The sequence below is a fragment of the Desulfosporomusa polytropa genome (assembly GCF_055380075.1).
On the sequence record NZ_AP042400.1, the window covers coordinates 5,246,716 to 5,262,054 of the forward strand.

Here is a 15,339-nt window from a genome sequence, read left to right on the forward strand (position 1 = left end):
TACCATCAGCAATTACGCTTCAACGGATACATATCTTAAAACTTGGGCCCATATTGCCGCAATACTTCTTTTGTTATATGATTCACTCCGTTTTGATTCGCTTTTTTAGTGACGGCCTTTTTGATTACTTCCTGTAAAGCATAGGGAATAGAGGCACTTAACGCCTCAAGAGCGTCGTCATCCCAGTCTAGCGAATCTATCACACCGCTTAAATCATTATCAATTAAATGATCATCAGTCGGTAAGACATTAGAGCTCCAATATGCTTGTAATCTTTGGCTGATTTCATCACTGGCCAGCATTCCTCCGATCACATTAGTAACGATATGCTTTTTATGCTCACGCGCTCCTTCAACAGAAAAGCGGCTGGAGCCAACTAGCTGATCACCCAAATTCGTACGTCTCACTTCCATACCGCAGACTGGGCAGATCAAACGATTATCCTTATAAATTTGGAATGCATCTGACAAACAATTAGGACATACCATTTTATCTTCACATTCATTAATCGCGGATTTTATGCATTGGTCCTGCTCAATGGATTGAACAAGAGTTGCACCAAGCTCAGCCACTAGCTTTAACTTACTTGGTGTTAATAAGACCTCTCCTTTGTTAAAAGCGTGTCCAATTGTAAATTGGCCGACGATTTCGCAGTTATACAATCCGAGAAATAAACTTGAATAGATTCTCTGCAGCGAAAATTCCATAGGCTCTCCTCCGGCAACCGACACTGCAACACCATATTTTTTCTGCTTACTATTGGCCATTTTCTCGATAGCCCAAGCAGCCGATCTATCCATAACGGCCTTTAATGGGGATGGTGTAGACAGATAATAACAAGGTGAAGCAAGCGCAATTGCATCTGCTTCTTCGATCTTGGACTTGATCAGTTCCAGATCATCGTTTAAAACACAGCGGGATAACTTATTACTACAGCCAAAGCAACCGACACACGGCAAAATTCGTAGGGATCCAAAATTTAGCATTTCAATTTGGTGACCTGCTTCTTTGGCGGGGCGCAGTAGTTCGTTTAGAATTATTGAACTATTGCCATTTTTACGGCTACTGACACAGATTCCTAATACCTTTTTATTCATGATTTTAGTCCCCTTTTGTTTAGTAAGTTTAATTGCTATACTGAAAAGTAAACTGACTCAAATTACTATTACAGCAGAACACTTGTCAGTTTAGCTGCTATACCATAACTTGAAAATTACTCTGAAATGGCAATCCAATGTGGGTGTTGAACTGATAATTAGCTTGCTCGTAATAGATAACATCCTCCTTAGTTTGAAGAACAATGGGTCTAAACTGTTCTCCACTAACAAAACAAAACGTTTACCAGGTAAACATGTTGGCAAAAAATTTATCTTAGTACGCCAGTCAAGACTCCCGCCTCTACAGGCGGCGTTAATTCAGGTGGAGTAGACTTCTCCACCTGAATCCCCAATGTTTCAGCTATGCTGAAACGAGTTCACTGTCCGTGCTTTATTTTATCAATATACTGCTCAATATCAGACATAATATCATTAAAAAAAAGAAGTTCTGTTTTGTTCAGGGAATTGAGTTTTTGGATGATGCCGCTGTCAAATTTTTGGTGCCATTCAATATGATTTTGAAAGGCAGTACGTCCTTTGTCAGTGAGTTCAAACAGGACGATCTTTTTATTGTCTTTTGTCTGATAACGACAAATCAAGTCTTTATGAATGAGCTTGCGTATAATTTTAGGAACGGCACCCTTGGTTATACCCAGTTTATCGGCGATTTCTGTAACGTTAATACCCGGGTTTCTGCCGATGACATCCAGCATATGGATTTCGGAGGCATACAACACATCATCGGTTCCAAAATGATGTGGTTCTGTCATGAGTGACGATGCTTTATTGATAATGCGCGTCATGATTTCAAGTACACGTTCACTTTGCCTACACATTTTATTGCTCCCTTTTAGCTGATAGAATGCAACGTTTTGTTTTTATAGTTATAATGTATACCAAGTAAACGATAAATGCAAGTATTAATTTTTATATATCCACGTCTTTTGTAAAATACATAGGGCTCGCTCCGCATCCCTGCACTTCATAATTCACTATAACCTCGTAATAGCGGGTGTTGCGTTTGAGACAACGTTTTTCCTTTCTGACGCCGCAGGTCACATGCATCGTCTTGCGGCTAGGCTACGCGCCGTCATGATAAATGCTTTGCTGCTGAACCAACTATCAACGAGGACATATTTGGCGCGAAAACCGTGTTTGACAGCCCGTTTGAGCATCTGTAATCCGTTGGAGATTTTATCAATGGAGCATTTCTTTTTACGCTCAGCTCCTGGCGACTTTGGATCACGTTGCTTCTGATACTGCTGCTTCCGATATTTTGCCTTTAACGGTTTTTCCGAATAGAGGCTAAAATCGAGCGGCGAGAAGCTTTTTCCATCAAACAAGCCTAGCGTTAAGTCTGCTTTAGAGATAAGGATACGTCGAGAGGTGGAGTTTTTTTGTATCGATCCCTTAATTATACAAATTATTACAATATTATCCTGTATAATTATGGATAAGAACGTATTTTATATTACAAATTGCAGAAAAATTAGTATGCTGCTAGTGAACTGCTTCATTCATAGTACAGACAAGCTATGAATGCTGTCAATGGATTGAACTTACTTTTGAATGAGTATGAAAAAGTTAGTAATGGAATGGAGGAGTAAAATGGGAAAAAGAGTACTTATTTGTTTTCTGAGTATGGTGATTTTATTGGGGGGATGTGGTAGTGTGCGGGAAAAAGAGGTAAGTAATCAAAATATGGAATATCCAGTTAAGCCAATATCGATTATTGTGCCTTATTCTCCAGGTGGGGACTCAGATATGATAGCCCGAACCATGGAAAAACTGGCGATACAATATTTAGGACAGCCCATGATTGTTGTAAATAAACCGGGTGGAGGGGCGACATTAGGGTGGAACGAACTTGCTTCAGCTAACCCGGATGGATATACTATTGGGATTACAACTATTGGTGCAATTTTGCAACCATTATACAGTAAAACAAGATACTATTATCCAACAGCATTGGCGCCATTGGCACAAGTTACTACCTCGCCGATGGCAATGACGGTGTTAACGGAAAGTCCCTGGCAGAATGTTGATGATTTAATTAAATATGCTAAAGCTCATCCTGGAGAATTAAAATATAGTCATCCAGGTTTGGGCGCTACTGCTAATGTTGTAGCAGAGATGTTTGCTACAGAGGCGGGAATTACTATTGAACAAGTCCCTTTTAAGGGAAGTTCGGAAGCGCTAGCAGCTCTGTTAGGTGGACATGTAAAAGTTATGTTTTCTAACATTGCATCTGTAAAAGAGCAAGTAAAGGCAGGTAAAGTGAGGGTTCTTGCTATAGCTGATCCACATAGATGTGAGGATGTGGACCTTAAAAATATACCAACATTCAAAGAACAGGGAGTGGATCTGATATTTAACAATTGGCAGGGGATTGGTGCTCCTAAGGGTATACCAGGAGATATTCAAATTAAATTGGCACTAGGAATCAAAAATATTCTTAGCGATCCGGAGTTTCAAAAGAATATGGAAGCGTTGGGGATGAAAGTTGAATATTTGGGGCCAACAGAGTTTGGTGATAAGTGGAATGCAGATAATCAACGACTTAATAAAGTAGTAAAGGAAACCGGTATTGTTGAGCGCATTGCCGCCCAGAAAAATTAATTTTTAACTAAGGGTATTACCCTAACCTTTTGGCTTGCGGAAACGCAAGCCATTTTTTATTGAATAAGAAGGGTATTGGTCACGACCAAAAAGAAATAACCGCCCCTCTGCTCAAATAGTGGCGGTTATTTCTTAAATAACAAACATTTGGGCTAACCGTTTTCCGGTTAGACAGCCTGTGGGCTGGCGTGTATCGAGCACGTCAGTCCTTTTCTTATATTATACCCCTAGAATGTAAAATATGCAACCGGTCAGAGAAAAGCGCCATCCGCGAAAATGAAGATTTAAGGAAAAAACGGGGAGACAGGGACCGTGTTTAACCGTTCATGATAATTTTTAAGAGAAGCCAGTGTCAGGCTTCTCTTAATTCATACTATAGTTGAACATATTCAACTATAGTACCATCTAAATGTTTTACAGTCATATTCATTCCTGTTGGAACCTCCTTCAAATCTTTTATAACTGTAGCACCATTGTTTAATAAAAAATTTTTGAAATCAATAATAGAATCTACGATAAATGTTGCTTGTGTATCTTTAAGTGGCTTCAAACTTTCATCAGAACCGCTTATAAGTAAAATATTTCCTACTTGTGCTATTTCTAAATTTGTTTGAGGATATTTAAATCTCAAATTACATTTCTCATTTAGCACCTTTTTATAAAACTCTATTGGTTGCTCAATATCATGTACATAAAATCGATTTAAAACTTGTTGTATTCTCATTGTTATCCCCCTATAATAGCTCAGCTGATTGCGCCATGCTTTTTTCAGTTAAACCGTTAATCTCTTTCTTTAAACTTACCGCCAATATTGCCGTTAGTAGTGTTGTTAATATATCAGCAATCACTTGAGTATAAATCACTCCGTCTATACCAATGATCGATGGCAATACAAAAATGACAGGAATAAAAAATATGCCTTGTCTTCCCATACTTAACACTCCACCCTCTTTTGCTTTGCCAAGCGCTAAAAATAGTGATATATATATTGTCTGAAAGCCAAAGGAAATAAACAGGATGCTATTGGCAATCAAAGCTCTACTGCCGATAGCAATGACCGCACTGTCATTGCTGAACAAAGCAACGATTGCATTTGAAAAAACGATTATCAGCAATGCACTGATTCCACAAAACCAGGTAGTCCATTTAAGAGAAACGCTAACTGCTTCTTTTAATCTGTCAATTTTTTTTGCGCCATAATTAAATCCGGCGAGGGGTTGAAACCCTTTTGAGTAGCCAAAAACCACATATGTCACTATGGCAAAGACTCTGGTAACAATCCCCATGGCAGCCACTGCAGTGTCACCAAAATTACTGGCCGCTGCATTTGTTAATCCCATTGAAGCACTTGTTAGGAGCTGATAAATCAGAAGCGGAATTCCTACTTTCAATATTTGCGAATATATTTCTTTATCAAAAACAAAATGTTGAAATGCTATTTTTACATAACTTTTGCTGCCCCAAAAATATTGCAAATACAAAAAAGTAGTTACGCTCTGGGCCACTACATTAGCAATCGCTGCTCCTTTTATTCCCCAGCCAAATGTATAAATAAAGAGCGGCTCTAAAATTACATTGATGATTGCCCCAGCTATCATAGCCGTCATGCTTATTTTGGCAGCACCTTCCGATATTGCTATATTATTCAAGGTTACATCGATGATACTTAGTATGGAACCAGCAATGAATATTGAGGCAAAATCCCGGGCAAACGGTAAAATCGTTGGTGTTGCGCCAAAAGATAGTAAAACTTCATCTAAAAAACTTAGTATTATTGTTATCGTAATAATCCCGATAAACAGACTGCTGAAAAACGCTGTTGAAGCCGTCCGATTTGCCTGTACGATATTTCCTTGACCTAACAGTCGGGCAATATAAGAAGATGCTCCGCTGCCAAAAGTTAATCCTAAACCCATGAGAAACATTGAAATCGGGAAAGCGATCGATACCGCTCCTATAGCGCTTGTTCCTAATCCCCCCACAAACATAGCATCGATAACATTGTAAAAGGCAGTTACCAGCATACCGATAATTACCGGTGCGCTAAACTTCAGTAACACTTTCGGAATTTTTTCCTCCGCCATCAGCTTAATTTTTTGATCGTTGCTATCCATTTTCCATCTTTCCTTTCATTTAGATATGCTTTTGATTTTTAGTATAGGTGCTATACACTATCTTGAAAAAAATTCACTCTCCATCATTCCTTAAAATACAGGTTTTTGTTTTGAGTATAGATACTATACACTTTGCTTAAAAAATTATTGATCAACTTCCTTTTTAAAAAGCTCCAATCTCTCTTCTAGAGTAGTCAAAACATCTTTGAAAAAGGTAACATTTTCCTCAGAGGCATTTTTGACGATTTCATTTACCATAACATCAATTTTTTTATGAAACTTTTCATGATTACTGTAGGCTGTTTCACCTTTAGGAGTTAATTTTAATACAAGTTTCGACTGATTATTTATGTCCTTTTCTTTGCGGATTAAACCTTTCTTTTCCAGCTTCATTATAATTTGAGAGACCGCGCCTTTGGTTACCTTTAGAATATTGGCCAAGCCGGTTACATGTATCCCTTCATTTTGTTTTATCTTGTTAATCATATGAATTTCCGAAGGAAATAACGGTACATCAATACCATAATAACGAGTTTTTTTATCAATTTCAAAAAACTTGTAGACTACTCTTAAGAGTGAATAACTAATTCTTAATTCATGTAAATTATGCGCATTCATCATGACATGAGTATATAGCAGCTATACGCTTTTGTCAATGCTTATTACTATTTAGGTTATCAATCTCCCTCTAAGGGGTGATACGTTGGAATAGACAAAATAGGAACTTCCATTTTGTCTATTCCAACGAGTAGGATAACTACAGAGCTTTCGCTGTTCGACTTGCTCCCATATGTACAGGTTTTGGCAGAAAGAATGAACACAACGCTGCCAGTAGTGCAACTGCTGTAAGAAGTTCCATCGTTGCTGGCAAGCCGTGATTATCCGCAAACCCACCAATCAATGGAACAAACATACCACCCACACTGAAAGAAAGTCCCAGTGTCACTCCGGAAGCAAAACCTATACTACGTGCTAAATAGCTCTGCCCCAAAACAACGACCGAACTGAACGGTGAAAACATAGCAAATCCGATCGGTATCATCAACGCATAACTAATGAAAGCATTCGTCGTCTGTGATAATAACCCTACCATCGGTACTAACAGTACATAACTCATCTGCACCACTTTCAAGTAGCCGATTTTGTCTGCCAACAGTCCGCCAATGAGTGTAGTCACTACACCAAACATAAATAATAATGTCAATGCTGAAGCAGCTGCCGCAGTAGAAAGCCCCGCGACATTTACCAAATACAGCGGAATAAAGCTTCGCAATCCGCAAATGACAATCGAACTAAAAACAATCAGCAATGTCAATCGCGCAAAGGATGGCCAATCATTTCTAAGATTGCTTTTTGGTTCTGTGACCTTTCCGTCTGCAGATACCTCGGAAACTGAAGTCTGCGCGATATCTGCTTTCATTTTCGGAACAATCACCAATAAAATCATTGACATGATCAACGCCAGCAAACAAAATACCGCTGTCCCTTTCATGCCAAATGCCGTAATGGCAGCCACGGCAATAATCGGTCCGACAGCAAAACCACCGTTCCCGCCTACAGAAAAAATACTCAAGGCCGTACCTCTTCTTGATCCGGAAAGTTTATGGATCATCCGCGCCGCTTCTGGATGAAAAATAGCACTGCCGATTCCACTCACCGTTACCACTGCAAAAATAGCCCAATAATTTTCAAAAAGTCCTGCCAACCCCATGGCGGCGCCACCTAAAAAAATTCCCAGCGGCATAAGCCATGTTTTTGACGTACGATCTGCCAGCCAGCCAAAGGCAGGCTGTACAATGGATGATAAAAAGCAGGATGCAAACATCAAACCTGCTACAGCTTGATAATCCATACCATACTGTAAAATGAAAAACGGCAAAATAGCGGGCAATGCCCCCATGCCAACATCGCAGAAAAAATGACTTACTGCTACTACATACACATATTTTCGATTCAATTCCATGTCCTCCTAGGTATCCTATTTATATTTCTTCACTTAGTTTTTTATCATACTTCTGGTTTATATCGCTCAGAAACCGCAAGATAATAGACTGCTCATATTCACTATATGTTGATAATAGAGCTAATTTTTCTTGCATCGATTGAGTATGACACTTTTTATGTTCGATATATACTTGCTGCCCTTGCTCTGTCAGGCAGAAATAAATCTCTTTATTATTTTCTGGCTTTTGATAGCTGTCAATTAATTTTTTGTTTAGCAATTTTTTACTGATTTTACTTATGGCGCCTCGTGTCATACCCATTTCAGCTGCTACTTTCGTGACATTAGCATAGTCCATCGAACCGATCTTATCAATGCAATGTGCTTCCGCTAAATTAATCCCCGCAAAAAAATGATGCTCAAAAATAGTGGAACGTTCTTGTATTCGTGTAAGTGAGCTTATAATTTTTATTGCATTATCCACAGACATTCCTCCTTTGTTTCTATGGAAACAATATAATAATAACATATTTTTGTTTCCGCGTAAACAAAAATATGTTATAAACACTTAAATTTTTCTCAGCCTCGAATGCAAAATAACTAGTCTGGAAACCCGACTGGTTAGAAATACGTATACATTTAAATGTTCCTTTAGCTAGTAGAATGTAACGCGTTTTGTTTTCATAATTACAATGTATACCAGGTAAACAATAAATGTAAGCATTAATTTTGTAGGGTATTCAGATTAGTTTGTTGAAAAAAATGGACTTTCATTCATACTATAAATAATATCATATAAGCCAGTTATCGTAAAACCCGGTAGAGCAAAAGAACAGAACAGCGCTCAAACTAGTGGTAGTCAGCAGGAATAGGGAAATGATTTTGGTAACAAACAATAGGAATGATGATAAATAAAATGGTAAAAACTATAAGAATATAGGACCGAAAATTTTGTGACAAAGGAGGAGTATAGGATGTCCCCCAAATATTCTTTTAGTGAAGCTTTGGCTGATCCTGAACAGCTGTCGATAACCTGGGAATTGGTTCCGGGACGGGGTATGCGGGAAAAGGCACAGGAGCATTTGCTGAAAATGGCTGAATTGGCGGCTAAGGACCCCAAAATCAATGCCATTACGATTACGGATAATCCTGGTGGAAAAGCAGCTATTTTGCCTTATTCCATGGCGGTGGAAGCCAAACGACTGGGTATCGATCCGCTTGTTCATTTTACTAGTAAAGATAAAAACAGAAATGCTCTGGAGAGCGAACTATATGCGTTGGGCAGGGCCGACATTCACAACTTACTGGTTATGACTGGGGACTATCCCACAGAAGGATATGCGGGTCATGCCAAGCCGGTTTTCGATTTTGATGCCGTGCATGCTCTCCGTATGATAACGAAAATGAATGAAGGTGCCTACACTAACCTTCCTGCTACTCACTTTTTTGCTGGGGCTGTTGTTTCACCGTTCAAAGCTACTGAAGCAGAAACTATGGCTCAATATTACAAGCTGCATAAAAAAATAGCGAATGGTGCCAGGTTTATTATTACCCAACTGGGTTATGATGCCAGAAAGTATGATGAGTTGCGCAAGTATGCCGATAGTAATCAATTCAACGTGCCACTTATTGGGAATATCTATGTGCTGTCTGTACCTGTTGCTAAACTGATGAATAAGAATCTGATTCCTGGCTGTGTGGTAACAGATAAATTGGTAAAAAAACTGGAAGCAGAGCAGGCAGATACTGCAAATAAAAAAGAACAGCAATTGTTCAGGGCAGCCAAATTGTATGCAGTGCTTAAGGGATTACGTTATGATGGCGTAAATATTGGTGGTCATGGTCTTAGCTATGACGATGTGCAATATATTATGCAAAAAGGTGAGGAACAGAGTGGTAACTGGCAGGATATTGCAGTAGCCGACTTTGACTATCCGCAGGCTGACGGTTTTTATTTTTTTGAAAAAGATGTAACAACAGGACTTAATACTTGCCAACCCTTTGACCGTAGACAGACCGGTTCGGCCCATTCCTCATTAAAACAGTCGGTGATGGACTTGGTCCATGGGGTGGCATTTGACCATAAAGCACCGCTCTACCCGCTAAACAAAGCAGTTGCGAAATTTATTGATAACTCCTGCCTGAAAAAGCCATTTACTATTGCTGAATACACCACAAAGACAATAACAAATGAATGTCGGTTCTGTGGTGATTGTGCCATGCATGAGCTTGGTTTTATTTGTCCAATGTCGCAGTGTCCCAAGCAACAGCGCAATGGTGCATGCGGCGGCAGCCGCGATGGGTGGTGTGAGGTTTATCCTGAGCAACAAAAGTGTATTTATGTAAAAATGTATGAAGGCTTTAAAGGACGTGGTAAAGAAGAACGTATGAAAGCCAAGTATATGCCACCCTGTAATTGGGAACTGCACCGTACTTCCTCGTGGTTAAACTATTTTAATGATAGAGACTACAATAATAATAAAGATTAGATACTGTCTAATAGTAATAAGCCGTCCATATTGTTCATGGACGGCTTATTACTATTAGACTATCTTAATTAGGAATTCTTAGACTCAAAGGTATGACAGTTGGTTTGATCACTTTGCCGGGCACTTGTGCCGCCGCCATCAACGTTAACCTCAATGGCCGAAGCATCACAGTGTTCACCAGATTTCCAGTACTTGCAGCTTGATACCTTGCATTTTACACCAGGTAAAGACATCGCTTTTCACCTCGCTTTCTATTGTACTACAGCATTTAGTATGGCTGGATTAGCCTAAAAGATACCAATAATTTATTAATTTTTTGTAGCTGCACGAAGCGATTATTTTCATAAGCAAAAAGGTATTGAACGATTAATGAAGTAGTAATAGTATATATATTACTAACAAAGCTTTTGTATAATAAAGGTTAATTGGCGGAAAGTGAAGAGATTACCGGAAGGAGACATAGTAGTGAAATTATTCTGTGGATACAGCAGTATTACTAAAATACTTGGCAGTATGCTAATTTTGGTAGCTTTGGGCCAGCCAGTCATGGCGGGGGCGATTGAACTGTCCTTAGAGGATAGTGTGGCGCTGGCGCTCAAAAGTAATGCCGATATAAAAGTTGCCGAGAACAGCAGGGAGAAAACATATTGGGAACTAAAACAAGCTCAGTCTAATAAAAAGCTAGCGGTGAATTTTTCCCACACTGATACGCGTTATAGTTCAGCAGTAGTAAGTGAGGGTGAAACCAGCCATAACCGCTTTAATAACCAGCTAGCACTTACTATTCCGGTGTACTCTGGCGGTAAATTAGAAAACCAGGTTGAGCAGGCCGAGCTGGCCCTTACCGTAGCTGATCTGGAGATCAATGAGGCTAAACAACAGCTTAGACAAACAGTCATTACCTACTATTACAATGTACAGCAATACCGCAATGAAGTAAAGGTCAACCAGGAGACGGTAGCTAATTATGCGGCTCACTTAGCCTTAGTAGAGTCCCAGTATCGCACGGGGACGGTGGCTAAAGTCGAGGTACTGTCAAGTCAGGTTGAATTAGCCAATGCCCAAGACAGCCTCAGTGTGGCCCAGAACAATTATGAATTAGCGGTCGCCAAGCTGAATAATGTGATTGGCTTGCCGCTGGAAAGTCAGCTCATCCTTACTCAGGAACTTAAGTATGAAAAATATCCTTCCGCGCTGGAAGAGTGTATTCAGTACGCTTTGGCTAACAGGCCTGAGCTGGGAGCATATCAGGCTAAGGTCGGCAGTGCGAAGGCCGATGTCAAGATTGCTAAAAGTGGCTATTTGCCAACAGTAGATTTTTCTTTAGCGCAAAATTGGTCTGATAAAAATTTTCCTGGCGCCGATAATAGCGATTGGCAGGCCACATTGACTACTTCCTTGAATCTGTTTGACTCGGGGATCAACAAATCCAAGGTCAAACAGTCAGAATATAGTCTAACTACTGTGCAAGAGCAAGCCAGGCAACAGCGGGACACGATTTTGTTAGAGGTGCGCGAGGCATATTTAAGTCTGCGCGAAGCCGAAAAACGGATTGACACCAAGAAGGTGGCAGTCGCGCAGGGCGAGGAAAGCCTCATGATTGCCGAAGCCCGTTACCGTTTGGGAGCAGGGACAAATCTGGCAGTTTTTGATGCGGTAGTGGCGTTAAATACGGCCAGACTCAATAACAATAAGGCGTTATATGACTATAACACAAGCAAAGCGCAATTGGAAAAAGCCATGGGAATAGCAATTGTAGAGAAATGAGGTCTAAGGTATGCAGGCAGTTTGGAAAAAGCTCAAACAATATAAAAAATGGATTATCTGGCTAGTCCTGCTGGCGCTCGTGGCAGCAGGCGGGACCGCCTACTATAATAAGAAGAATACAGCGGCTGTTGTTGAGACCAAGACCAGTATGGTTAGCCGCGCTGATATTACGTCAACCGTGTCGGCAACAGGCACTATTTCGGCTGTCAATTCGGTTGATATCAGTTCGCGCGTAACCGGCCTGATTAGCCAGCTTAATGTAAAAGAAAACGATACTGTTACAGCCGGACAGGTATTAGTGGTATTGGATGATTCCAGTCTTAGAGCCCAGCTGGCTCAGTACCAGGCTCAGATGGCCAATTATGCCGCTGTCTATGGGCGTAGCAAAGAGTTGGCAGCCATAGGTGGCCAATCAGAACAACAACTGGATGCTGACCGCACCAATTATTTGGTGGCACAGGCTAATTATAATAACTATGCACTGCAGCTAGACTACTATGTGATTAAGTCGCCGATTGACGGCGTTGTCGTCGGCAAGCCTACGCCGGCCGGTCAGACTGTAGCCCAAGGTATCTCGACACCACAGGTCATTATGACTATTGCCGATATGTCGAAAATGCAGATTAAAGTCATGGTTGATGAAACTGATATTGGAAAAATTCAACCAGGACAAATCGTATCCTTTACCGTTGATGCCCATATTGATAAAACGTTTTCCGGTAAAGTTACCAGTATTTCTAAGAGTGCTACCACTACTTCCAATGTAGTGTACTATCCGGTATATGTTGATGTTGATTCGCCGCAAGGTCTCTTGTATCCTACGATGACTGCCAGGGTAACGATTACTGTTGGTGAAAGCAAAAATGCCTTGTTAGTGCCCTTATCAGCGATAAAAGAAGAAAAAGAACAAAAATATGTGCAAGTAATGGTTGGTGACAAGCCTGAGAAGGCCGCAGTCCAGGTTGGTCTTAGTGATGATCAACATGTGGAAATTATCAGCGGCCTAAATGAAGGTGATACCATTGTACTGCCGGCAGCTAAGGCCACTACAACGAGCAATCAACAAGGGCCGCCACCCATGTAAGGGAGCAGAATAGGAGGAATACTATGTTTTGGCAAAGCATTCTCATTGCCTTTGAGGGCTTGAGAGCCAATAAACTCCGGGCTATCCTGACTATGCTGGGCATCATTATTGGTGTGGGCGCTGTCATTGCCATGGTATCGATTGGCTTAGGGGTGCAGCAAAAGGTGCAAAGCTCTATTGCCAGTATGGGCAGCAACCTGCTGATTGTCATGCCAGGCACCGGTCAGCCGTCAGGCGGCGGAGTGCGGAAGGCGGCAGGTTCCAATATTACCTTGACCAAACAGGATGCGCAAGCCATTGCCCGTGAAATCGCCGGGATAAGCTATGTGGCGCCTGCTGTCAGTCAGCAGTTTCAGCTTATCTACAATAAGCAGAACTGGAACAGCAGTGTCCAGGGGACAACGCCCGAGTTTTTGACTATCCGTAACTTTGAGATTACCACTGGTAGTTTTTTTACCAGCCGTGATGACAGTGTCCGGGCGCGAGTAGCCGTACTGGGACAAACGGTGGCAACCAATCTGTTTGGAAATATCAGTCCGGTAGGTCAGAACATCCGGATTGGCACCGCGCCCTTCCGGGTCGTTGGGGTGCTGGCAACCAAAGGCCAGTCCTCGATGGGACAAGATCAGGACGATATTGTGCTGGTGCCGCTCAGTACGGCCATGGAGCGGATGATGGGCATAACCTACATTAATAATATCAGTATTCAGGTTGAGAGCGAGAAACTCATTGATCAGGTTCAAAATGATGTGACAACCCTGCTAAGAACCCGCCATCATCTGCAGGGGAAAGCCGAAAATGATTTCAATGTGCGCAACCTGACAGCACTGATGGAAATGATGACTGAGACAACAGGTACGATTACCCTGCTCCTCGGCAATATTGCCGCCATCTCCCTGGTCGTTGGCGGGATCGGGATTATGAATATTATGCTGGTGTCAGTTACGGAGCGGACAAGAGAAATCGGCATAAGAAAGGCGTTGGGGGCTACCTACCGTACTATCTTATTGCAGTTTTTGATTGAAGCCATTGTTATTAGCGTTACCGGTGGTTTAGTCGGTATTTTAGTAGGAGTGGGTGGTGCCAAAGTAATCTCCATGATAGCCGGCTGGAATACCGTCATTTCGCCACTCGCCATAATCGGCGCCTTTGGCGTGTCAGTTATAATCGGCGTATTCTTCGGAATCTATCCAGCGCGTAAGGCGGCGCTCTTGAATCCCATTGATGCGCTGCGCTATGAGTAAAGGTTTTTAGGTATATACGAAATGTATGGAAATATAGCTTATATTACCTAATTCTCCACAGTATGTTTACTATTATCAGGTGTTAATCAAAAAGATAAAATCCCAACAGTCGAAGACTGTTGGGATTTTATCTTTTTTGGCGTTATTTGACCGACTAAACATTTTACTAATACTTATTCGAATAAATATTAAATATCCGGGCGCGAAGAGATAGATGGATTAGTGTAAGAATAAGCTTATCTAAAAATTTGACAAATAGTAGGAGGAAAAAATTAATGAGTACTAGCGCGGTTTCAGATTCTACATCCTATTGGAAAAAACCTACCTCGACAGATAGCAGCAGCAGTAGCAGTAGCGGTACTAGCAACAATTCAATCGATTTTCAGGCATTCTTGGAAATACTGGCAACCGAACTGCAATATCAGGACCCGCAAGACCCTGTCAGCAGCACGGAATATGTTTCCCAAATGGCATCATTTGCAGCATTGAATCAAGTACAGACCATTACGAACAGTGTAGATGCAACCCAGGCCTATGACTTAATTGGCAAAGCAGTGATTTACCAAACAACAGATGATGCTGGAACAACGAGCTATAACACTGGGACGGTAAGTTCGGTAACTCTCAAAAACAATATCCCTTATCTTAATATAGGTAATCAGCAAGTCAAACTTAGCGATGTTGTGACTGTTGGTAAAAACACTACAAATACAACGAGTGAACTACAGAACAGTGTAGATGCAACCCAGGCCTATAGTTTAATTGGCAAATCAGTAAGTTATAAAACAAAAGATACTGCCGGAAAAGAGATCGAGGGATCCGGGAAGGTAAGCACGGTAAGTTTCAAAGACAGTGTTCCTTATCTTAATATAGGTAGTCAGCAAGTCAAACTTAGTGAAATTGTGTCTGTTGGCGAAACCACCACTAAATAAAGCAGACGGCTAGGCCATAGATTATTGAGGATGGTAATTAATCAGTTGTCA

Annotated in this window: 15 protein-coding genes; 6 read left to right on the forward strand and 9 right to left on the reverse strand. The window is 41.0% G+C overall.

Features of this window, described 5'->3' with window-relative positions:
* Positions 1-35 precede the first annotated feature (35 nt).
* The 3 genes from ACZ449_RS26405 to ACZ449_RS26415 all read right to left on the reverse strand — a co-directional run bounded on the left by ACZ449_RS26405 (position 36) and on the right by ACZ449_RS26415 (position 2,440).
* Complete coding sequence (locus ACZ449_RS26405; protein WP_464258986.1) at positions 36-1,097, reverse strand: NAD(P)H-dependent oxidoreductase; 1,062 nt, start codon at positions 1,095-1,097, stop codon at positions 36-38.
* 377 nt (positions 1,098-1,474) lie between these two features.
* Positions 1,475-1,933 (reverse strand): MarR family transcriptional regulator, encoded by a 459-nt coding sequence (locus ACZ449_RS26410; protein ID WP_464258987.1) that lies wholly within the window; start codon positions 1,931-1,933, stop codon positions 1,475-1,477.
* A gap of 219 nt (positions 1,934-2,152) precedes the next feature.
* Positions 2,153-2,440 (reverse strand): hypothetical protein, encoded by a 288-nt coding sequence (locus ACZ449_RS26415; protein ID WP_464258988.1) that lies wholly within the window; start codon positions 2,438-2,440, stop codon positions 2,153-2,155.
* Between the two features lie 358 nt (positions 2,441-2,798).
* Here ACZ449_RS26415 and ACZ449_RS26420 point away from each other — a divergent pair, with 358 nt between their 5' ends.
* On the forward strand, positions 2,799-3,716 hold the full coding sequence (locus ACZ449_RS26420) for a tripartite tricarboxylate transporter substrate binding protein (protein ID WP_464261947.1): 918 nt from the start codon (positions 2,799-2,801) through the stop codon (positions 3,714-3,716).
* A gap of 373 nt (positions 3,717-4,089) precedes the next feature.
* Here the strand turns inward: ACZ449_RS26420 and ACZ449_RS26425 are convergent, their stop codons facing one another.
* The 5 genes from ACZ449_RS26425 to ACZ449_RS26445 all read right to left on the reverse strand — a co-directional run bounded on the left by ACZ449_RS26425 (position 4,090) and on the right by ACZ449_RS26445 (position 8,256).
* Positions 4,090-4,440, reverse strand: a complete 351-nt coding sequence (locus ACZ449_RS26425) for a VOC family protein (RefSeq protein ID WP_464258989.1) — start codon at positions 4,438-4,440, stop codon at positions 4,090-4,092.
* A 10-nt stretch (positions 4,441-4,450) separates the two neighbouring features.
* Positions 4,451-5,830 carry an MATE family efflux transporter gene (locus tag ACZ449_RS26430; protein ID WP_464258990.1) on the reverse strand — a complete coding sequence of 460 codons (1,380 nt, stop codon included), beginning with the start codon at positions 5,828-5,830 and terminating at the stop codon, positions 4,451-4,453.
* A 144-nt stretch (positions 5,831-5,974) separates the two neighbouring features.
* The gene (locus ACZ449_RS26435) at positions 5,975-6,451 is read right to left on the reverse strand and encodes a MarR family winged helix-turn-helix transcriptional regulator (RefSeq protein WP_464258991.1); all 477 of its coding nucleotides are present in this window, start codon (positions 6,449-6,451) and stop codon (positions 5,975-5,977) included.
* A 136-nt stretch (positions 6,452-6,587) separates the two neighbouring features.
* Positions 6,588-7,787, reverse strand: coding sequence for an MFS transporter (locus ACZ449_RS26440; protein WP_464258992.1), 1,200 nt, complete (start codon positions 7,785-7,787; stop codon positions 6,588-6,590).
* A gap of 25 nt (positions 7,788-7,812) precedes the next feature.
* Complete coding sequence (locus ACZ449_RS26445) at positions 7,813-8,256, reverse strand: MarR family winged helix-turn-helix transcriptional regulator (RefSeq protein ID WP_464258993.1); 444 nt, start codon at positions 8,254-8,256, stop codon at positions 7,813-7,815.
* Between the two features lie 490 nt (positions 8,257-8,746).
* On the opposite strand from ACZ449_RS26445, the gene ACZ449_RS26450 reads away from it, so the two are divergent.
* Positions 8,747-10,261, forward strand: coding sequence for a methylenetetrahydrofolate reductase C-terminal domain-containing protein (locus ACZ449_RS26450; protein ID WP_464258994.1), 1,515 nt, complete (start codon positions 8,747-8,749; stop codon positions 10,259-10,261).
* A gap of 68 nt (positions 10,262-10,329) precedes the next feature.
* Here ACZ449_RS26450 and ACZ449_RS26455 read toward each other — a convergent pair whose 3' ends face one another.
* On the reverse strand, positions 10,330-10,494 hold the full coding sequence (locus ACZ449_RS26455; protein ID WP_464258995.1) for a DUF1540 domain-containing protein: 165 nt from the start codon (positions 10,492-10,494) through the stop codon (positions 10,330-10,332).
* A gap of 232 nt (positions 10,495-10,726) precedes the next feature.
* On the opposite strand from ACZ449_RS26455, the gene ACZ449_RS26460 reads away from it, so the two are divergent.
* The 4 genes from ACZ449_RS26460 to ACZ449_RS26475 all read left to right on the forward strand — a co-directional run bounded on the left by ACZ449_RS26460 (position 10,727) and on the right by ACZ449_RS26475 (position 15,288).
* On the forward strand, positions 10,727-12,028 hold the full coding sequence (locus tag ACZ449_RS26460; protein ID WP_464258996.1) for a TolC family protein: 1,302 nt from the start codon (positions 10,727-10,729) through the stop codon (positions 12,026-12,028).
* 10 nt (positions 12,029-12,038) lie between these two features.
* A complete protein-coding gene (locus ACZ449_RS26465) occupies positions 12,039-13,112 on the forward strand; it encodes an efflux RND transporter periplasmic adaptor subunit (protein ID WP_464258997.1) in 1,074 nt (357 codons plus the stop codon).
* A gap of 23 nt (positions 13,113-13,135) precedes the next feature.
* The gene (locus ACZ449_RS26470) at positions 13,136-14,356 is read left to right on the forward strand and encodes an ABC transporter permease (RefSeq protein ID WP_464258998.1); all 1,221 of its coding nucleotides are present in this window, start codon (positions 13,136-13,138) and stop codon (positions 14,354-14,356) included.
* A 275-nt stretch (positions 14,357-14,631) separates the two neighbouring features.
* Positions 14,632-15,288, forward strand: a complete 657-nt coding sequence (locus tag ACZ449_RS26475; protein WP_464258999.1) for an FLgD tudor-like domain-containing protein — start codon at positions 14,632-14,634, stop codon at positions 15,286-15,288.
* Positions 15,289-15,339: the final 51 nt, after the last annotated feature.